At 43.3% G+C, this 21,503-nt stretch carries 14 protein-coding genes; all 14 read left to right on the forward strand.

Translation table 11 applies throughout. The features are described 5' to 3' along the window. The first annotated feature begins 41 nt into the window (after positions 1-41). The 14 genes from D8S85_RS14210 (at position 42) to rpmF (ending at position 21,439) form a co-directional block, all read left to right on the forward strand. The gene (locus D8S85_RS14210) at positions 42-1,217 is read left to right on the forward strand and encodes a FecR domain-containing protein (RefSeq protein ID WP_106481252.1); all 1,176 of its coding nucleotides are present in this window, start codon (positions 42-44) and stop codon (positions 1,215-1,217) included. A gap of 91 nt (positions 1,218-1,308) precedes the next feature. Then, positions 1,309-4,740, forward strand: a complete 3,432-nt coding sequence (locus D8S85_RS14215; protein WP_106481253.1) for a SusC/RagA family TonB-linked outer membrane protein — start codon at positions 1,309-1,311, stop codon at positions 4,738-4,740. A gap of 12 nt (positions 4,741-4,752) precedes the next feature. Beyond that, the gene (locus D8S85_RS14220) at positions 4,753-6,699 is read left to right on the forward strand and encodes a RagB/SusD family nutrient uptake outer membrane protein (protein WP_228423234.1); all 1,947 of its coding nucleotides are present in this window, start codon (positions 4,753-4,755) and stop codon (positions 6,697-6,699) included. Positions 6,700-6,719: 20 nt separating this feature from the next. Further along, on the forward strand, positions 6,720-8,093 hold the full coding sequence (locus D8S85_RS14225) for a DUF4959 domain-containing protein (protein ID WP_106625122.1): 1,374 nt from the start codon (positions 6,720-6,722) through the stop codon (positions 8,091-8,093). A gap of 9 nt (positions 8,094-8,102) precedes the next feature. After that, positions 8,103-9,680: a DUF4998 domain-containing protein gene (locus D8S85_RS14230; RefSeq protein ID WP_106481255.1), complete on the forward strand. Its 1,578-nt coding sequence runs from the start codon at positions 8,103-8,105 to the stop codon at positions 9,678-9,680. Positions 9,681-9,683: 3 nt separating this feature from the next. Further along, positions 9,684-12,044: a thioredoxin domain-containing protein gene (locus tag D8S85_RS14235; protein WP_106481256.1), complete on the forward strand. Its 2,361-nt coding sequence runs from the start codon at positions 9,684-9,686 to the stop codon at positions 12,042-12,044. Positions 12,045-12,432: 388 nt separating this feature from the next. Next, a complete protein-coding gene (locus tag D8S85_RS14240) occupies positions 12,433-13,266 on the forward strand; it encodes a hypothetical protein (protein ID WP_127075292.1) in 834 nt (277 codons plus the stop codon). A 16-nt stretch (positions 13,267-13,282) separates the two neighbouring features. After that, entirely contained in the window at positions 13,283-14,032 is a 750-nt protein-coding gene (locus tag D8S85_RS14245; protein ID WP_127075294.1) for a hypothetical protein, read from the forward strand. A 23-nt stretch (positions 14,033-14,055) separates the two neighbouring features. Further along, complete coding sequence (locus tag D8S85_RS21560; RefSeq protein ID WP_158641600.1) at positions 14,056-14,232, forward strand: hypothetical protein; 177 nt, start codon at positions 14,056-14,058, stop codon at positions 14,230-14,232. Positions 14,233-14,501: 269 nt separating this feature from the next. Beyond that, complete coding sequence (locus tag D8S85_RS14250; protein WP_106481259.1) at positions 14,502-15,221, forward strand: hypothetical protein; 720 nt, start codon at positions 14,502-14,504, stop codon at positions 15,219-15,221. A 47-nt stretch (positions 15,222-15,268) separates the two neighbouring features. Next, positions 15,269-17,566, forward strand: a complete 2,298-nt coding sequence (locus D8S85_RS14255; protein WP_127075296.1) for a hypothetical protein — start codon at positions 15,269-15,271, stop codon at positions 17,564-17,566. A gap of 43 nt (positions 17,567-17,609) precedes the next feature. Then, positions 17,610-20,444, forward strand: coding sequence for a M16 family metallopeptidase (locus D8S85_RS14260; RefSeq protein WP_106481261.1), 2,835 nt, complete (start codon positions 17,610-17,612; stop codon positions 20,442-20,444). Positions 20,445-20,721: 277 nt separating this feature from the next. After that, on the forward strand, positions 20,722-21,237 hold the full coding sequence (locus D8S85_RS14265; RefSeq protein WP_228423235.1) for a YceD family protein: 516 nt from the start codon (positions 20,722-20,724) through the stop codon (positions 21,235-21,237). A 16-nt stretch (positions 21,238-21,253) separates the two neighbouring features. After that, positions 21,254-21,439: a 50S ribosomal protein L32 gene (gene rpmF / locus D8S85_RS14270; protein ID WP_027201828.1), complete on the forward strand. Its 186-nt coding sequence runs from the start codon at positions 21,254-21,256 to the stop codon at positions 21,437-21,439. Positions 21,440-21,503: the final 64 nt, after the last annotated feature.

A 21,503-nucleotide genomic window follows, 5' to 3' on the forward strand; every position in this document is an offset into this window, starting at 1 on the left:
ATTTGTTTCCGGTCTTGTCGGTAGAAAATAATTACTGACAAATGGAGAAAATACCTCAAATTACCGAATCCGAGTTATTGGATTATTTTAACGGCAAACTTTCTGTCTCGGAAGAGAGGGAGGTTTTGGCGTGGAGGGAGGCTTGCGATGAGAACCGTAGGTTGTTTGATGCTGTTCGGAAAGAAAATCTTGTTATGCGGGAAGTTGTTCGAGCCCGGTTGATCAAGGGAGATTATTCTGCCATACGGGAGCGAATCGGGGGGAGACGCCATCGGGTGTTCAGGTGGTGGTACGGGGTGGCGGCAGCGGCCGTGGTCGGGATACTCGTGTCTTCGGTTTTGTTGTGGAAAGGTTTTTCTATTGACGAGAACAGTAACGAGATTGCTTATATCGGTCCTCCGGCACGTGCGGCGATATTGGAACTTGCTGACGGGGAACATCATTATCTGGGGGGTAACGAGATTGAGTTTAAGGAGCAGGATGGTGTACAGGTGGCGATCAGTAGCGGTAAGGTGGTGTACGATAAAAAGCGGGGAGAGGACGTGGAGAAAGAGGATGTGCTTGTTTATAACAAGATTACGGTTCCCCGGGGAGCCGGTCTGTACCGTGTGGTACTTGGTGACGGTACCGTGATATGGCTGAATTCGGATAGCCGGTTGGAGTATCCGGAGAAATTTGCCAAGGGGGAACGGAAAGTACGTGTCACGGGAGAAGCGTTTTTTGATGTTGTTCGGGATACGTTGCGACCTTTTGTTGTCGAGACGGAACGGCAGACGGTGACCGTGTTGGGTACGGAATTTAACGTGTCGGCCTATCCGTCGGAGCCGGTGATGACCACGTTGGCATCGGGAAAGGTGACGGTAATGCCGGAGAACGGAACGGGGGGCGTGGTGCTTACCCCGGGAGAACAGGCTGTTTTGAAAGTGGATGCCGATCATTTGATCGTGCGACAGGTGGATATCGATGATGTGGTGTCGTGGAAAAATGGTATTATCAATATAGAGAACATGGCGTTGAGTGAGATCCTAAAAGTCGTTTCGCGTGCTTACGACGTGGATTTTGTAACGGATGCTTTGTCGGCAGAAGATATCGTTCTGCGGGGAAGTATTTCGAGTGACGAGACGCTGGAGGTGTTTCTTGCCGTGTTGAGTAAAGTCGCGGATGTGAAATTTAAAATGAGAGCCGATGGTAAAATAGAAGTTCAGAAATTAAAGTAAAAAAAGAGAGAGAATTCAAGGAATTCTCCCGCTTGCAGTGTGTAACGTCTGTTGGCGACAGACGATATCTTATTAATTCAAAAACAAATGTATGAAAAAAAAGTCAAGGCACGCCATTTTTCGAGTGGAAATTCGAAAATGGGGGAAGATTATGTTAGTAAATTTAATTTTGGTGCTGTTGTCGGGTGTATCTTTGTATGCACAAAGTGAGTCATCCCGGCAGCAAAGAATTACTGCTAAGTACCAGAACAAGACGATTCTGGAAGTTTTGGAGGATTTGAAAACAAAGACGGGATATACGTTCGTGCATAAACAGAACGATATATCCAACGAGGTGAAGATCACGGAGACTTTCACGAATGCAACGCTTGACGATGTGTTGAAAAAGGTGCTTACGGCTCATGGTTATGATTATTCGATCGAGGGGAAAGTGATTGTCGTGAAGAAAAAGGCAAAAGAACAACAGGTTCCTGCCCGTGAGATCATAACGGTGAAAGGGCGCGTGACGGATGAAAAGGGGAATCCCATGCCCGGAGTGAGCGTGGTGATTAACCAGACGACAAGAGGGGTGGCAACGGATCATCGCGGGAATTACGATATTCTTGTCAGAACGGATGACGTGTTGAAATTTTCGTTTATCGGATATAAGGATGCCACGATTCCGGTAGAAGGGAAATCTACCATTAACCTGTCTCTTGAACCCGCGGAGGAAGCGTTGGAAGAAGTAACGGTGGTTGCTTACGGGGAACAGAAACGGGAGAGCGTGGTGGGTTCTATCACGACGGTGCGACCGAATTCGTTGAAAACTTCCAATAGTGACCTAACGGCGAGTTTCGTGGGGCGTATTCCGGGTATGATCGGTTATCTTAAAGGAGGTAAGCCGGGTGCATTGACGGAAGCCGAGTTGAACACGCAGTTTTCGATTCGCGGTATCACGTCTTTTGGTAATAATGTGAACACGGCTCCGCTTATTTTGATGGACGGGGTAGAGGTTTCCGTGCTTGACTTGTCTCGTATTGACCCGGAGGATATTGATTCGTTCAGCGTGTTGAAAGATGCTTCGGCCACGGCCATGTATGGTGCCCGCGGTGCGAACGGGGTGATTCTCGTGTCAACGAAAAAGGGGGTTGAAGGATCGGTTTATACGGCTTTTCGTTACGAGGCTATTGCTTCCATGCCGACAAGGAAGATTGACGTGGTGGATCCCATTACTTACATGAAGGCATACAACGAGGCGTTACAGACCCGCGATCCGTTGGCACAGCCCAAATATACCGCCGATCGGATTGCTAACACGGGAAGTGACCGTTTCCCATCGTGGTTGTACCCGGCAAATGACTGGTACGATCTTCTTTTCAAAGATGTGGCGATAAATCACCATCTGGGGTTAAGTGTCCGCGGGGGAACGAAAATCATGCAGTATTACGCTTCTTTGGGTCACAATTATGATGAAGGTATGCTGAAAACAGATCGTTTGAATCAGTTTAATGTCAATATCCGGAATAATACGACTTCTTTGCGTATTAACATGAATATTGATATGACGCCTTCTGCTAAATTAGTGATTAATTCAAATTCCACGTATGATAGCTATCACGGGCCGCAACAGGATGTGACCGCGGCGTACGGACTAGCTTTTAATGCCAATCCGGTGGATTACGCGGCCGTGTATCCGGCAGATGATACGTATGTGTTCCCGCATATTCGTTACGGGTATGAAACAGTAAATTCAAGGAATCCTTATGCAGATATTCAATCAGGATACGTGGAACGGAGTCGTTTCGCCACGACAAACCGGGTGGAGTATATACAGAATCTATCCGCTTTGTTGAAGGGGTTGGAGATTCGGGCGAATGTTTCTCTTTATAAGGAATCTTATAATAGTACTCCGTTTATAACCGTTCCGTATCAATATAGACTTTTAGATTATAATCACCAGACGGGAAAGCATACTTTGGAACAATTGGTAGAGGGTGAAAAAAATTTGAAAGTAGAACCTAATAGTAAGGTTACAATAGACGAAACTCAATTGGCAGGGGAGTTCCGTTTGTATTATAATGGTAATTGGGGTGATCATACGGTGAGTTATACCGGGCTTTTTAACTTATCACAATTTGCCTCTTCCCAAGGACGAACGCTATTTGATGCGATCAAACACCGGAACATGGGACTTTCAATGCGTCTCTCCTATGGTTTTAAAGAACGCTATTATTTAGAAGGTAGTTTCGGATACAATGGTTCAGAACGTTTTGCTAAAAATAATCGTTTTGGTTTCTTCCCTTCGGTGGGATTGTCTTATGTGATTTCTAAAGAGCCTTTTATGGTCGGTACAAGCCATTGGTTGTCTTTCTTGAAATTGCGCGCTTCTTATGGGAAAGTGGGTAATGATGGCATCGGAACGGGAAGTGGAATCGGAGAAAATGGCCGGTACGTGTATTTGCCGAATATTGGAGTTGATTCTCAAGGACATTATAGTATCAAATCTTATGGAGACCCGACGGTGCAGTGGGAAATTGCGGAGCAAACCAATTTCGGTTTGGAGATGACGTTCTGGAACGGGTTACTGGATTTTACGTTTGATATTTACCAGGAAATCCGTCATAATATTTTGTCACAACGGGTGATTGTTCCCGGAAGTATGGGATTGGGGCTTTATCCGGATGCTAATATTGGAGCCGTGCGTTCACGAGGCTTTGATTTTGCCGGAAAGGTTCAACATGCTTTTTCAAATGATTTTTGGTTTATCTTGAATGCAACGGCCACGTATAATAAAGCGGTTTACAAGGAGATAGAAGAAGCTGCAGATAAACCTTCATGGCAACGGAAGGTAGGGCATGATATTTCACAAGTGGTGGGATACGTGGCGGAAGGACTTTTCCAGAGTCAGGAAGAAATCGATCGATCTCCGAAACAATCAGGAGATTATATGCCGGGGGATATCCGTTACCGGGATGTGAATAATGATGGGCAGATTACCATTGAGGATGCTGTTCATATCGGATTCCCGACGGAACCGCGTTTGGTGTACGGTATTAACGGTACGGTAAGTTATAAAAGGATTGAATTTAATTTTGCTTTCCAAGGATCGGGACAACGTTCTCTTTTTATCAATCCGAGTGCAGTTACTCCGTTTGTTAATGACCGGGCATTGTTGAGTGCTATCTGGGAAGATCATTGGACCCCGGAGAATATGAAGAGTCGTCCTTTATGGCCGCGGTTGTCTACCAATAGTATTGCCGCTCATAATATGGAAGAGGGATTGCTTGGAACGGAAACTTTGCGTGCTTCAACTTATTTTATGCGTGAGGTAAAATTCCTGCGTTGTCAATCGTTGGAGTTGGCTTACAGTCTCCCTGAAAGGTGGGTGAAGAAGATTCATCTGCAGCGGGTGAAGCCTTATGTACGAGTGAATAATCCGTTCTTGATTAGTGATTTTGATCTTTGGGATGTAGAGTTAGGTAGTAGCGGGTTCAATTATCCGATCCAGCGGACTTATTCTGTGGGTGTTAATATTAGTTTCTAAATAATCATGCTTATGAAATTCAAGAATATATTGATTTTGATTTGTTCGGTTTGCCTTTGTTCAGGATGTGATGACTATCTTGATTTGGTACCGGAAGACGATATTCTAACAATTCCGAAAATATTTGAAACGAGGAGTGGGGCTGAACAGTGGATGATCGATGCGAATATGATGTTTAGTTCTTTAACGATTGATCGAAGGGGTAATCCTGCATTCGTGGGGGCCGACGAATATACGGCAAATGCTTTTGCCCGTACGAATTACGTGTTTACTCCTTTTTATATTGCAGATGGATTACAAACGGCATTATCTCCGCTTGGTGATATATGGGCTTATAATGGGGTATATTATTATATCCGATTGTGTAATACATTCTTAGAGCATATCGGGGATGTGTATAACCTGCGTGCAGGGGAGTTGGAAAACTGGTCAGCGGAAATAAAGGCATTGAAAGCTTTTTACTATTTCGAATTGATGAAACGTTATGGGCCATTTGTGTTGGTCCCGAAGAATATAGATATTTATGCTCCTATCGAGGAACAGCGTCAGTTGAGAAGTCCGATGGATAGTTGTGTTCAAGCAATTACGAATTTGTTGGATGAGGCTATTCCTTATCTGACTCCATTAAGGGAGAAAGATGCATCAAGAAGAGAATTCTTTTCTAAAGAAGGAGCGATGGGCTTGAAGGCTAGAGTATTGCTTTATGCAGCATCACCTTTGTTCAATGGTGGAATAAGTCCATACAAGGATATGAAGAATAAAAGTGGGGTGGATCTTTTCTCAAAAGAGGATAAGGAGAAATGGCGGATTGCTGCTGAATATGCAGATGAAGTGATTGATTATTTGGAGGCTAGAGGATATAAATTGATATCGGGAACAAATTCTGAATCAACTCCGTTGTTGAATACGATGCGGGATTTGGAACTTTCTTTATGGGCTCCGAATTTTCAGAATTCGACAGAGGCAATCATGATTGTTTCGGGTGCGAGTGATCTGTATCAATACGTGTTACCTCGTTTAGGGACCAAGTCAACAGATCCGCACTATAGCGGGGTCCTTTACGGGGTTCTCGGAACAAATATTCGAATGATAAATAAATTTTACACGGCAAACGGATTACCGATTTCGGAAGATAAGACTTGGGTTCACGGAGACGGATATGGGATGGCACAAGAACGTGATGTGATGTACACGAATGTGATTCCTTTGGGAACGGATGTGTTGGCACTACATTTGGATAGAGAGCCGCGTTTCTACGCAACGATTGCAGCTCCGGGACTTTATTGGCAACGGGGAAGTGGCTCTTATAACAGATTGTTGGTGGATTCCCGTAGAGGGCAGTTGTTCGGTTTGACAGAAGATCGTATTGATCCGAGAATACGGCAAAATATCACGGGGTATTACGTGAAAAAAGGTACGCGAAGTGATTTCAGAACACAAGAATATTTTACTGAAATAAATAAATTTAAGCAGGGGGCGACCGTGTATATGCGATTGGCCGAGCTTTACCTGATAGCGGCAGAGGCTTGGAATGAATATGAAGGACCGAATGGAGCTCATCGGGATCAAATATTCAATCGATTGAACGCCGTGCGAGAGCGGGCAGGACTTCCCACGGTACAGGTAAGTTGGGGTGAATATGGTATTAATCCGAATAAATTTAACGAGCAGGTTGGTTTACGGGATATTATTCACAGAGAGAAAACGATTGAGTTTATGTTTGAAGGACATCGTTTTTGGGATGTACGTCGCTGGGGTACAGCTATTGCAGAAGGATGGAATGATAAGCCTTTGGCTTGGGTTGTATTGGGTGAGACTTGGCAGGAGTTCTTTAATAATGGACAAGGTCCTGTGGTGGTATGGGATGATGCCTATTTTAACCCGGCACGGGATTACCTGTTCCCGATTAAAAGCGAAGAAGCTATGATTTCCGGTATCGTGCAGAATCCCGGATGGTAATTAATTTAGCATGGAGTGATATGAAAAAATATATATATTTAATTTTTCTGAGTTGTTTGGGTTGGATCGGTTGTTCCAATGATGACAATGGAAATTTTGATGTTGAGATTGATGAGAATATGTTTTCTTTTATCCCAACGGAAGGGGGAGCTGTAATGCATTATTCTCTAGCCGACCGACGCATCAATAAAGTGAAAGCGGAGTATACGGATGAGTATGGGGCTTCCGTTTATAAAGTAGCGGATTATGCTGTAGACACATTAATGCTTGACGGATTTAATCAAGCTTGTGAAAACGTTCCGGTGAAAGTATCATTTTTGGATAAAAACGAGCAGGAGTCGAAAGTGATGCATTTTACTTTTAATACTCGTCCTTCAGCACTTTATACTTTTTTTGACAAGGTAGAGGTGAATTCGTATTGGAATGGATTTCAAGTGGTTTGCAATTTGGAAGGGAGAACAGAAGGCTCTGCTTCCGTGTATTTTGTTGGAACAAATCCGACAACTAAATTGCAGGATACGATTTTTTTGGAAAACTTCCGTCTTGCAAGTGGACGTTCTGTGAAGGCCTATTCTTTGGATGATTCGCAGCAACAAGAAGATTACACCGTGATGATTACAACGGAAGATAATCGTCAACGGATTGCAAGAAAACAGGTTTGGACCGGGGTTAAAGGAGCTGTTCGTTCGCTGATCCCTAATACTAATTTCGAACTTTTTGATCCTTTCAATAAATCAAGAGAGATGCCTCGTTCAACTGATTCGTGGCATCCGGGAGCATTGGGTAAAGCATATCTTTTTGATGGCGATGTAAAAGGAACACAGGCTCTTGAATATTTTAGAAGGGGATATGCCACTCCTCCTTTCACTTTCATGGCAGGACCTAATGCATTGAATCGTCCGGGAAATGACGTTTATTTTGTACTTGATATCAAGGAACCTGCTGTCGTGGGAGAAATGCGGTTGTATATGAGAATACAAGAACAAAATGGAGCGGTAAATCAAGATTTTGATAATGATTATTATACCAAACTTCCTTGTAATGTTCAAGTGTATGCTTGGATAGGGAACGGTGATTATCATCCAAGTACAAATCCCGGTACGGCGGCAGATTGGGAGTTGATAGGTAATTTTGAACAAGATCCTAATATTGAAGAGGCAGAACGTTGGTACGTGAATAAAGAAAAAGTAAGGGATGAGTGTAATACGTTGGCTGAATTGGCGGCGTTGGATGCTCATTATTTGTCAATTCCTTTTCCATTTGAGGAGAGAGAGTATCGTTTCTTGAAAATCCAATTCAACGAAACTTACGTGAATACTCTCAATCCTGATTATTACCATAACAGAAACAATAATGTGACTTTCCATGAATTGGAAATTTACGGAGTAAAATAGTAACGATTTATGAAAGGAATATTTTTAAAATATACGGTAATGTGCATCCTGTTTATGGGATTCCTAACAGGATGCGAGGATCTTGAAGATACTTATTCAGAGCATACGGGTGATGGTCCGGAGCAGTATCTTACTAAAATCTATGATTTGAAGGGAGAACCGCGATGGTTGTCGGTATTGCTGACCTGGAATTTGAAACTTGATCCGGGACGGACGGCAATTATGGTGGAATGGACGGATGATGAAAAGACGGATTCTGTAATTATTGATCGGGAAAGTGAGAGTTACTTGGTGGAAGGATTGAAAAATTACGAGTACACGTTTAAAGTCTGTGCTATCGAGGAAAAGGATGGTGAAATTGTGAAGCGTTCATTGGGAGATCCCGTGTACGTGCGGCCATACACGTATGCATCGGAAGAATTACTGCTTTTTACTCGTGTCATAAATAAACAGTTCCAATTGGCGAATAAATATTTATTTCTCTCTTTCGATGAGTGGACGGATAATTTGATTTCATTTAAAGTGGGGTATTTTGAGAAAGGGAATGATACGGAGCAATTTTGGACAGCTGAGCCAGAGGATCGTGTAAATAATTGGCCGAAGGGTAAGTCTTATGCATTGTTGGGAGAGGATATTGATTTTAGTAAACCCGTAAAGGTGTATCGTAAAGGTAAGATTTCTATCCTTGATGACATGATGTTGGATTTAGAACCGATAGAGTTGTTTTTTAATGTTCCTTCTTTCGAGAGTGATTTTGCTGCAGACGTGAGAAATCGACTGGATTTGTTGGGAGAGATTAAACAGGATGATGTCGAGAACGTGGAAGTTTTGGATATTGACTATGACCAAGTTTCATTGGTAGATGTACTTCATTTCCCGAGTTTGAAAGAGCTTCATTTGGGAAGGAATCGGTATCTGGCACCGGGAACGGAAGATAAAGTGAAGTCAGGTCTTGCCAATAAAGATCTCAGTATTGGGGCTTTGGAAGTTGCAGCAGAGAAGTTGGGCGTGAAGATATATCATTACGGACATCATTATTTTGATGCTGTTCCGGACTTCTTTACGGAAAAGAATAAAGTAGCCGAACAACCGACGATTGCATTTTTGGATGCGGCAAATTGGAGTATTTCCGTATCACCGGCGGATGCATTGGGATATGATTCGGGGCTAAAGAATTTGTTGGTTGGCGATGATTCTTACTGGTTACCTCAACCGGCAACTCAGATTCGGACTCATGTTATTGAGATTGATATGAAACAGGAGGAGACGATTGCCGGATTTAAAATCGTACAAGCAAAAGATTTTGGAGATCCGAATGTTCCTCGTCCGGAAAGTTTGGATATAGAGGTAGAAACCGGATCTGGACAATGGGAGTCTGCAACTTTTAGTAAAAGTACTCCTCTTGGAAATGGAGAGGGAGAGACTACTATTGTTTATCTGAATAAAGAAAAAGGAACGAAAAGAACTCAAAAAATTCGGATCACGATACCTGATGCTTTCTATAAACAAGGTTATGATGCCTCTTGGAGTTATGTAGATTTTTACAATGCCGTGTTGTCTTCAATTCAGATAATTCAAGGAAATTAAATAATGAATAGACTTTTTATCATTGTCTTGTTTTGGGTCATGGGCTTGAATGCTCTGGCCCAAACGCAGGGCATTGCGTTTGAGCCTGTCCGATCGTGGAAGAAGGTCGTGGAAAAGGCTCGGAAGGAAAGCAAATTGGTCTTCGTGGATTGTTATGCCGATTGGTGTGGACCGTGTAAACAATTGGCTTCGCAAGTATTCACTCGGAAAGAGGTAGGTGATTTTTTTAATAGTCATTTTGTTAGTATTCAGTTAAATGTAGAGAAAGATGCCGATGGTAAGGCAAATGCTACTAAATGGGGGGTGGCTTCTTTGCCCACATTGGTGTTTGTCGATCCGGAAACGGAGCAGATTATTGGGAAGCTCGTGGGAGCCGGTGATGCCGATTGGCTGGTGAATGGGGCCAAGGCGGTGTTGGATCCTGCTAAGCGATTGGATGCTTTGGCTGCACGGTATAACGCGGGAGAGCGGGAGCCGTCGTTTTTGTTGGAATTTATCAAAGCCTTGGGGAACGCGGGAATGAAAGCGGAAATTCAGCAAGTGGTTAAAGAGTGGCTTGACGGGTTATCCGTTGATCAGTTGGCAACTCCGACCATGTGGCCGATAATTATGCAGTTTGAAAATGACCCATTATCGAAGACTTTGTTGACGGTACGAGATCACATTGATCGTTTTTATGCCATTCCTTTGGACAATCAGCGGGCAATGGTGGATGCAACATTGACAGGTGCCATGGTGCAAACGGCAATAGAATTTTCGACCAATCCCAATCTTGCCATTTACGAGCAGGATAGGTTCAATGCTTTTGTCGATTATTTGGACCAGGCGAAGGAAGGACCGGGAAAAACGATGGCTGCCGTTTGGTTGAATACATCTCAACTTTCTCGACAGGGAGATTGGAAACAAATGTTGGATGCCATGCGGGAGGTGGAGAAAGAGAATATATTTCCCCCGCAGTTGTTCGGACAATATTTCTCGTTTTTTATGCAGACGTTGACACAGGTGAAAGAGCAGAAGGCTGCCGTTGAGGCCGGACTGAAATGGTTGGATGAATTGATTGCACGAGCTTCGGGGAGTGATGCGATGTCTTACCAAACCCGGGCAATGATGTACGCGGGGAAGGCTTCCTTGTTGCAGGCTGTCGGTAAAGCGGGGGAGATGAAGAAGGCGCAGAAAGAGATGGAAAAGTATGTCAATTTGCTGAAAGAGACGGCTGGTGCGCAAGTTCCGACGCAAGGCGGAGTGCCTGAAACGGCAGTGACTTCCAGAAATAATATCCGGTTGGAGCGTGATGTGACGTTGAACTATGAGTTCCGTCAAGGAGTCCCGGTAGTGAAGGTGGTGATCAACGGACATACGTATTATTTCCTGTTTGACACGTGTGCCGGAATTACTTGCGTATCCGATAAGTTGGTGAACACGGAGAAGTTGGCTTATCAACAGACGGGTAATTCCATGCAGGGGATGGACGGGCAGGTCGTTATGGCTGAAGTTCCGGAGTTGTTGTTGGGTGAATTGACGGTGAAGAATAAGCAGGCGGCAGTGATGAGTGAGCATAACCCCGTTTTTCAACATTTGGACGTGGATGGAACGATTGGAGCGAATATTATCAATGATTACGTGGTGACTATTGACTCTCGTGCGAGGACGATCACTTTTTCAAGCCGGGCGGATGTTTCTATCACGAGATGGAATAAGTTGGAACTTTGGAATAACGTGCCGTTGCTTTCTATCCGGGTGAAGGGGAAAGGTGAGATTCATGATGTACCGGCGTTGTTTGACACGGGTAACGGTACCGGAGCCATTGGGTTGCCCTCGGTGGAGGGGTTTGAACAATGGACACAAGCGGGAATTATTGGAAACGTGGAAGAGGGAACAGGTTTTATCGGAACGATGGTTGGTGGAATGGTGAAAACAGATAAGCTTTACCGGGGAGAAATGACGGGACTCTATCTGGGTGATTCCGCTTTTGAAAAGATGCCGATCATTACCGGTGGAGTTGGGTATTTGTTGCTTTGTTTCAAAACGACGGATTTGGGAAAATTCGTGCTTGATTATCCGAATGGACGTTATCATTTCGAGCCTTACGCTGATGCTGCCGTGTGGGCAGGAGATCGCCGTCCCGTGATGACGGGAGCAGACAATGGCGAGTTGAAGATCGCTGCCGTATGGGGGAAAGAGGCTTGCAAGAAACTGGCTCCGCAATGGACGGTGGTAGCTTTGGACGGCAAAATGTTGGAGCATGTGGCATTGGATACACCCAATATCGACGAACTGATCCGCGAGTATGGGGCAAAGACGGTGATGGTTCGGGATACGGAGGGGAAGGAGCGTGAGGTGGGGGCGGAGGTGTTTTTGCCTTAAAATAGATATAAAATTAGGCATTTATATACAAGTTTACAGTAAGCCAACTCCCTCTATAAACAGAGGGAGGGTTGAAATACTACCTATATTCTGAATGAATCGTCATTTTTACCTCTATTTGTGAGGCCGATGCAAAAGTTATTTCTAAGCGTAAAGGCTACCCCCTCCAACTCCCCCTTGCACAGCCTCACACAGGGGGGAGGGCTGATTACCAAGCGGTTTCCCCGCCTGTGCAGGAGGGGTTAGGGGTGGTAGTTCGATAGAACGGGACTTTTTCATCGGCCTCGTTTATAGAGGAGGTGGCAGCGAAGCTGACGGAGGAGTTTGGATATAAAATAAGGCTTACTGTAAACTATAATTCCCTAAAATTAATTTTCAATTCTTAAGAATGATGAGAAAAATTATATTACTCGTTTTGTTTGTAACTATTCTAGCAAGTTGTCTGCAAGAAGTTCTGAATTTAGAAACAGAAAAAATACGATCGTCTTTTATTCCTTGGGTGCCTGAAAACTGCTATCCCGTCCTCCCAGGTTGGACTATGGAAGGATTTTACAAAAGATTTGTAAGAGACAATAAAATCACTGATGAGAAATACCAATCTCTTTGTGCTTTTGATATACATACAGAAAGTTCTTTTAAATCATTGGCTAATGATTGGCTTGAGAGGTTACCTATACTTAAATCGATAGCTTATCGAGTGTTTTATGAGAATGGAAATGAAGCCATTTCTATGGGTTTTGACACATCATTAAAATCAGAAGATAATGTGGGAGCTGTTTATAATAAATGGGGAATTTATTTTTTGCGAAGGGGGGAGGGCCCTCATGTTATTGCTCGAGATGTATTTACCCATGAACTTGTACATGCATTTCAACATAAAGCATTGAAATACAATATGAATGTGGATGAACCTTTTATTGAGTTTGAAACGGATATTGTTACAGATGCATTGGAGTTTCTGTATAATTCTTATTCCTATCCTGAAAAATATGAATCTATGCTTTTTAGGGATGTGCATGATTCGAGAATAAAGGGTAAAGAAACTCAATATTTAAAAGAATTGAATGTTCTTGTTTTAACAGGAAAATTTAATACTGAGAAGATAACGGAATTTTATGTGAAATGGTATAAAGAAATTCATGGAAATAATCCTCCTTATGTTTACGCACCTCGTGCCCTTGGTTATGTTGTTTCCTGGTGGGAACATGCTTCAATAAATTAAATGTAGAAAAATGATTATGAAAATATTATTATCAGAACTATTGTTTTTTGTTTTTTGTTTTTCAGTGAATGCTCAAAATGAGAGGTATAGTTATAAAGAATATACACATGGGGATTTCACGATTGCAGAGGTGGGGAAGAATTCCGTGAGAATATTTCCTAAAAATTTCCACTCGATAGATGATAGTTTGAGAAAAAAAGAATCTCAAACTTATATAGAATATAATATTCCATTTAATGAAGATCGAGAGAAAAACATACAGAATAGTCCATGGAATCGGTGGAAGGATCAAATAGAAAAAAGAATTTTTAACCGAGAGAGTGAAACAATTATGCAAAATATTGTAGATTCTCTCGCTACCACGTCAGACTCTTTGAATACAAGCATTTGGTTTATAGTCAGTATTTATTTTGATAAAAATGGAGTTTTGCTTACCTCTTATTTCGAGATGCATAAACATTTGTTTGATAGATTGAGTGAAGAACAATTAAAACGATTTTTTTACGAGAGTATGGGAGGTGATAACGGAAGGAAGATTCCAACGAAAGCGATGAATTGCATATCCTTGTACGGTTGGAATGAAGAATATTCCAATGTGATGGAGAAAAATATGTTGGAATTTAAGGAGAGATTTGAATCCGGGACACTTTCCAAGGAGGAGCAAAATAAATTATTTGATTCTCTGGTAATGCACCCAAAAGAGCGTCCCAAAGCTAGTTTTGGAGTTTTTACAATATCTAGGCATTGTGGCGAGAATAAACTTTAATAAAAATTTATAATTGTCGAATTATGAATATATTATATTTCTTTTTGTTGAAAATAAAATTGCAACAATTGTTATGCTTAGCATTCATGGCGTGCGTATGTGCATGTGCCTCGCAACAAGGGAAACCGAGGTTGAAAGAGCGTCCACAGGTTGTACGACAGATGTTGGAAGATCGTGATTTATTCTTTTCTTGTTGGTAACACGTTGTTAAATCATAATCTTGTTGCTCAAAAAGGGGTATTATTAAATTTCTTTCCTCCTAATCGAAAAGAGTTTTGGAGTGATAAAGGTAGTATCGTTTTTTAAACAACGTTTGTGTGTTATTATTTTTAATAACTAATGGCAGACTGTATTGACAAGGGAAGAGACCGGAGAGGAAATATTCTTGCTTTTCATGGGATATTTTGATTTTAATTATCCAAGATAACAATTTTGAGGAAGATATATTATTACCTAGTACATCCAAAATATGAAAAAACTATTTGTGTTGTTTGTTTGTGTTTTCACGGTTGTTCAACTTTACGGACAACAACATATTCGAGAGACGTATCCGACAGTAAGATTTCAATGCATGGATAACCGAGGAGATAGTGTTGTGATTACACAAGAAGAACTTCCCGTTCATTTTGAGCTGTATTATGATGGCAAACGAGCCGGATTGTTGAGCCCTTCGGTGTATTGGGATAATCCGGATTTGGAGTTTGGCTATGGAAGTCCTAAAACGGACCCAAGGCCTAAAAGTGCTCAGGCGTGGGAGGCATGGTTGTGTGCACGAATTATTCCTAAGGAAATAAAAGATAAATTGAATCTTGCTTCTCGATATGAAGATGATGAGATAAGTTATTTATGTGTTGAACATGAGATTCAAATTATGGTTCGTTTTGATAAGAGCGGGAAAATCATACAGGTTGATTTCTTTTTTCAAAATCGGAATTTATACAAATTGGTTACAGAGGATCAGTTGATGGCGATCTACAAGGGAATTATGAAAAATTGTCGATTGATCGATGGAATTTATCGTTTGCCGAGTGAAGGGATTGAAGCGAAAGAGTTTGAGCTAGCAGAAACATACGTGTTGGAGTTTTCTCCCAATGCTTGTTTGCGATGGGCGAAAGAATGCCAAGAGTATCATCCGAAAACATGGGATGCCGTGGTGAAGTATTTTGATTCACTGGAACAACCTAAATGAATGAAGAGATCAGTGAAAATGTGGCTTGTGTAAAAATAATTGAAATCATGAAGACATTAGTACTACTTGTAATTTGCTTGTGTGGTTTGTGTGGCTTGGTGGAGGGGCATGGATTTGCTAAGATTGTTATCGGGAGGGATACGTTAGTCATGTACTCTTGCCCGATAGGGCAGGATAGCGTGTTGACAAGGTTAGTGCGAGAACGGTTGGTTCGGGATTCGTTTCGGTATGTGGAAGACTATTATAGTTTATGGCGATTGGAAAAGGGAAAGCTTTGCTTGGAGAAGATAGAAAAAGAAAACCGACAGGTGGATATTAGTGGAATCTTTGATGCCTATCGAGAAAAGGGGCGGATCGTAGCCGGGTGGTTTAGTGGGGAACTTTTTGTCGTGGGAGGTGAAAGTTTTTATCCTTATCGAAATTATTCAGCTTCGATATCATGTGGTCCAATAACTAGGAAATTTGAAACGGAAATCACGTATACGTTTCGAAATGGGGTGATGACGGGACGGAAAAAGGTGCATAACAGTTTGCGGGAGCAAGGAAATCAGATGAGTCACTACACGATGGGGATGTTGTTGAATGTAGAGGAGATGAAGCGGGATCGAGGGGCGGATTTTGATGCTTATGTTTATCCTAAGTCCGACGGAAGGGTGGATCATGTGGAGGTCATGTGTAGGAAAGGGAAATTGGCACCTGATGATCCTGCTACTCGTGAGGTCTATGCGTGTGCCGAATTGATAGGTGATTGGCGAGTGGTGACCTTGGATGGCGAAATTCAGAGGGTGTTGGTGGAGCCTGTGGAGAGGAAGTACAGATTGGAGATGGACAAATATTTGTCGAGAGCTTATCCGGATGTATTGGAAATGGATGGCGTACTTTATCGGATGGATGCTTTCCCTTTGCATTATGATTCAGAGGTGTTTTCTCGTGTCCGTCCCTATTTGAAAGAGGCTTTTACGACGGAGTGTCCTTGGGGATATCATGCTCGCTGGAAGATTGCAGAGGAGAAGCTGTGGTTGACTGAGGTGCGAAATGCCCGTACCGGAGAATTGATTCCCCTTTCGGTGATTGTTCCCGGTAATGAAGGAGAGCCGGTAGAAGCATCGTGGTACACGGGTTCTTTTAAGATGGGAGCGAGAGGTTCGTTAGATTCTTTGTGGTATGATATTGAAGGGCGTGAGGTGGCGTGTGGTGCCCCTACCAGAAGATATATCGATCGTAAAGAAATCGTGTGCGAGGTGGAGCAGGGATATGTTGTGCATCAGGAGGTTCGAAATAATTTTGCTCATCGAGGAGATACGGTGGCTTATCGTCATTTTGTGGAAATGCTGCGTGCGTACGATTGGGATCGTTATCCGGAGTTGAAAGGTCGCAAGTTGTATTGTTCTTTCACTGTTTACCCGCTTATGGATGGTCGTGCAGATCGGATTGGTTGTATTCAGTTGGTTACAACTTGTGACTTGAATCGGAAACGTGGAGATGAACGGGAAGACGTAGGAATAGCTCGTCCATGGATGGAGTTCATTCGTCATGCGGCAGAATCCGTTCCTTTTTGGGATGTGCGTTATTTCAGGGGAAAGGTGGAGCCACAAAAGGTTGGGCTTGAAATAAGAAAAAAAACATCTGACTATAGTCAAGAAAGAATGTATGTTTATAGGGAGGATCGGGGATTTGAAACGGAAAAGTTTATTGTAGTTGAACAGAATGATAGGAATGTTCAGATTTTTCCTAAAAATTATTATTCGATAAGAGATTCGTTAGACAAGAGGATGTTTGGGTGGGTGGATTTGTTGGCAGTGCCCTTTGAGGAAGGTGAAGAGACTATTCGTGAGAATCATCCGTGGAACCGATGGGAAAAGGAGATGGAGAAGAGGGTTTTCGGGGGAGGAGTGGATCGTTTTGCGAAAGCAGTAGCGGATTCTTTATTAATGGACATAATGATAGATGTCTATATCTATTTTGATCGAGAGGGGCGTATTATCGTGTCTTCGATAGAGATGTCGAGGCCCTTGTTTGAAGTCTTGCCGCAAGCTCAATGGGAACGGATGTTTTACGAGAGTATGGGTGGGGATTGTGGTCGGAAGATTCTTGAGAAGGTGATGAATTCCATATCCTTGTATGGTTTGAATGATGAATATCGCAAATCGTTGGAGAATGTGGAAAAGACAGCATTGGAATGCAGGGAAAAAATTGCATCTGGAGATACGATAGCTCAGCGTGTGTTGCAGGAGGCTTTTATGCTTGCAAGGAAGAGTCGTCCGAAAGCAGATTATGGGCGAGTGTGTATTTCTAAGCGTTATTATGGGGAGAGCAATACGATGAATAGTTGGTATGTGTGGTAATGTATTTGACATGGAAGGATAAAATAAATTTTAAATTCTTATTATGAGAACAATATTAGAACAAATTATCTTGGGGATATTCTTGTTGATAGTGGGAAGTGGTATTACTTCTGCCCAACAATTGAATATGGGGGATATACTCCCGCAAGATACGAGCGTGAGGGTTGGAAAACTTGACAATGGGATGAGGTATTATTTGAGGCATAATGCCAAGTCGACGGGATTGGCGGATTTCTACATCGTGTATGACGTGGGGTCTGTTCAAGAAGAGGATTCGCAAAATGGGTTGGCGCATTTTTTGGAACACATGATGTTCAACGGGACTAAGCATTTCCCGGGTGATAGCATGATCCGGTGGTTGGAAAGTATCGGGATGCAGTTCGGGACGAACCTGAATGCTGCAACGGGGATGGAAATGACGTACTATCAATTGACGCAAGTCCCGCTTAAACGGGAAAGTATCGTGGACTCGATGCTGTTGATCTTGCACGATTGGTCGGGGTATTTGGCTTTGGAAGACAAGAAGATCGACAAGGAACGGGGGGTGATTGTAGAGGAGTTGCGGCAACGGAATAATGCTCAGTTCCGGGTAGGTAACAAGGCGGCTGCCTCCGTTTTTGGTGATACCCGTCATGCACACCGGAATATGCTTGGCACGGAAGAGTTCCTGCGTACGTTTGATCCTCAAGTGCTTCGAGATTTTTACAAGTGTTGGTATCGTCCGGATTTACAAGCGATAGTGATTGTCGGTGATTTCGACGTAAACGAGATGGAGGGGAAGTTGAAGAAGGTTATGGCGGATATTCCCGTTGCACAGCATCCGAAAGCGAAAGAGGTGATACGGATTCCGGATAATGCAACTCCTGTCGTGGCGGTGATCACGGATCCGGAGCAACAGACGTGTAATGCAAATTTTTATATCAGGCGAGCTGCCGTTCCCAAGGAGTTGAATAACCGGGTTGGGGCGACTTATATGAACATGATGATTCATGTTGCCACAGCCATGATGAATGTTCGTTTTGGGGAGTTGGCTCAACAGGAGGGATGCCCGTTTGCATCTGCCCGTTTGCAGAATGTTCCGCTGACGAATACTTGTGATGCGTTGGAATTGCAGGTCGTGGCACGCGGGAATGCGATCGCCGAGGCTTTCACTTCGGCGTATGGCGAGTTGGAACGAGTGCGGCGTTTCGGATTTACGGAGGAGGAATTGGAGCAGGTTCGCACGGGAATCTTGAGAGGTGGAAAGTATGCATACGAAACTGCCGGGGAGCGGGAGAACGGGATGCTCGTGTGGGAGTGTATCAATCATTACGTGAAGAATGTGCCCTTGATGTCTCCGCGACACAAGTGGGCGGTTACGCAGTTGATGTTGGCGAAGCAAATGACGTTGCAACAGGTGAATGAGTTGATGCAACAACTGGTTTCACTTGCTAATAATGTGTTGGTTATTACTGCCCCGGAAAAGGAGAAGGACGCTTTGCCCCAAACGGAGGTCTGGGAGAATTTCTTCTCCTGGGTTCGGACGGTTGAGATGGAGCCTTACCGGACCGAAAAAATTGATCGGCCTTTGTTGTCGGAAGAAATTACACCCGGTCGTGTTGTGAAAACCAAAAAAGGGAAGTATGGTTCGACCGTGTGGATGTTGAAGAACGGTATTCGGGTTGTGGTGTTACCAACCGCAGATAGTCCGTATCAGATTGTCATGAATGGTCAGGCGAGTGGAGGTCTTTCCATGGTTCCCACGGAGGATTATTACTCGGCTTCGATGCTTGCACAGCTAGTGAGTGCATCGGGAGTGGGGGACTTCACCGCGGAGCAGTTGCGCAAGGTGTTGGGAGGTAAGGCTGTTAACGTGCAACCCGTGATTAATCGTTTCTCGACAGACATAAACGGGAGTGCGGCGAAAGGGGATGTGGAGACGATGTTGCAATTGACGTACCTGTATTTTACACGTCCTAATTTTGACCGGGGGCGTTTTGACATGATGATTGCGGCGAACCGGATGAACTTGGAGAATTCGGTAAATTCTCCGGATTTTATGATGACGCAGATGGTGAATAAGGTCACGTATGGTGATCAACCGCGGACGCAGATACCCAATGAGCAGATCTTGGCAGGTATTGATTTTGATAAAATCGCTTCTTGGTACCGCAATTTGTTTACGGATGCGGCAGGTAATTATACTTTTTATTTTGTCGGGGATATTGATATGGAGACTTTCAAACCGTTGGTGGAAAAGTATATCGGGGGACTTCCTAGAGGAAGACAACGGTTGGGATGGAAGGATGACGGGGTGAGAGTGTTACCCGGGATGAAGGAGGAAAGAGAAGAAATACGCATGGAAACTGCCAGAAGTATGGTCAGTCTTGCTTACTCGGGCGAGATGGAATACACGCAACAGAATATGATGACGCTGAGTATGCTTTCCGCTTGTCTTCAATCGCGTTATAACCAAGTTATCCGGGAGGAAAAAGGTGGAAGTTACGGGGTTTCCGTGAATGGAGTTCTTTCCAGACAACCGATTGGAATGTATGATCTGAAGGTGACTTTCCAGACGAATCCGGATGTGGTGGAAGAATTGGTTCGAGTGGTAAAAGACGAGCTTGCCCGGATTGCCGACAATGGGCCTGATCTTGACGATTTGAACAAGCATTTGGAGTATTGGCGGAAGATGGAAGCTCAAGATACGAAGAATGTGCAGACTCGTTTGATTTTATTACAGACGTATTACACGTGGGGCGAAGACTGGGATGCTGATCGTGATAAATTATTAAACGCGATCACACCGGAGAAAGTACAGGAACTTGCCAGGAGAATCATGACTGACGGAAATTTGAAGGAGGTGGTGGTGAATCCGATGGCTAAGGCTGTCCAGTGAGTGATCTATGATCGCACTGCATCATGAAAATAGTTTGAATATAACATCTACACTGCATAAATACTGACATGTGTTTATGTGGTGTTAGGGAAGAGAGTGGTTGAGTGGTTTGCATAGAGAAGTGGTAGCCTAAGGATGAATCTTATGGAGCCATTGTATATTGAAGATAGATTCAAAAGAGAGTGAGGTATAAGATTTTATTTCCAAGAAAAAATAGGCATGAATATACTGCATATTATATTTTTTTGTACATTTGCGCCGTTTTACGTGAAGAATTGTGGACAGATTGAATGAATATAAGATAGCTCACAGAGGGTTAAGCGAGGGAACTCACACTTTCGACTTTGTCATGGATGACAATTTTTTTAATTGTTTTGAAGCGACAAAAGGAACGAAAGGGAAGGTAAACGCGAGAGTGAATATCGTGAAGTCATCCTTGCTGATGGAGGTTCGGATGAAGATTGAGGGGACGGTAGAAGCTATTTGCGATCGCTGTCTGGAGGAGATGGAGTTACCGATTAGCGGGGAATTGAACCTGTATGCTAAGTACGGGGAGAGGGAGGAAGGAAATGATGATGATTTTATTATCTTGGCTCAAGATGATGATTATCTGGATTTGAGCGAACCGCTATATGAAGTGTATATGCTGAATTACCCGCTTCGGGTGGTTCACCCGGAGGGAGAGTGTAACGAGGAGATGGAGCATGTACTGGAAGAGTTGGCAATGGAAGAAGAGAGTGATAAGATTGATCCCCGATGGGATGAATTGAGGAAATTAATTAATAATAACTAAATAAAACTAGAGAGAAATGGCACATCCTAAACACCGAATCTCTAAACAGAGAAGGAATAAAAGAAGAACTCACGATAAGGCTACGGTTCCTGCAATAGCAAAGTGTTCAAATTGTGGTGCTGCAGTACAGTATCATACTGTATGTCCGGAATGTGGATATTACAGGGGTAAATTGGCTATTGAGAAAGCAGTTGTTGCATAATATCGATGCAATGATAAAGATTGCCTTAGATAATACAGCCCCCTGTACGAGGGGGCTATGATTG

The sequence above is a fragment of the Butyricimonas faecalis genome (genome assembly GCF_003991565.1).
Classification (GTDB): Bacteria; Bacteroidota; Bacteroidia; order Bacteroidales; family Marinifilaceae; genus Butyricimonas; species Butyricimonas faecalis.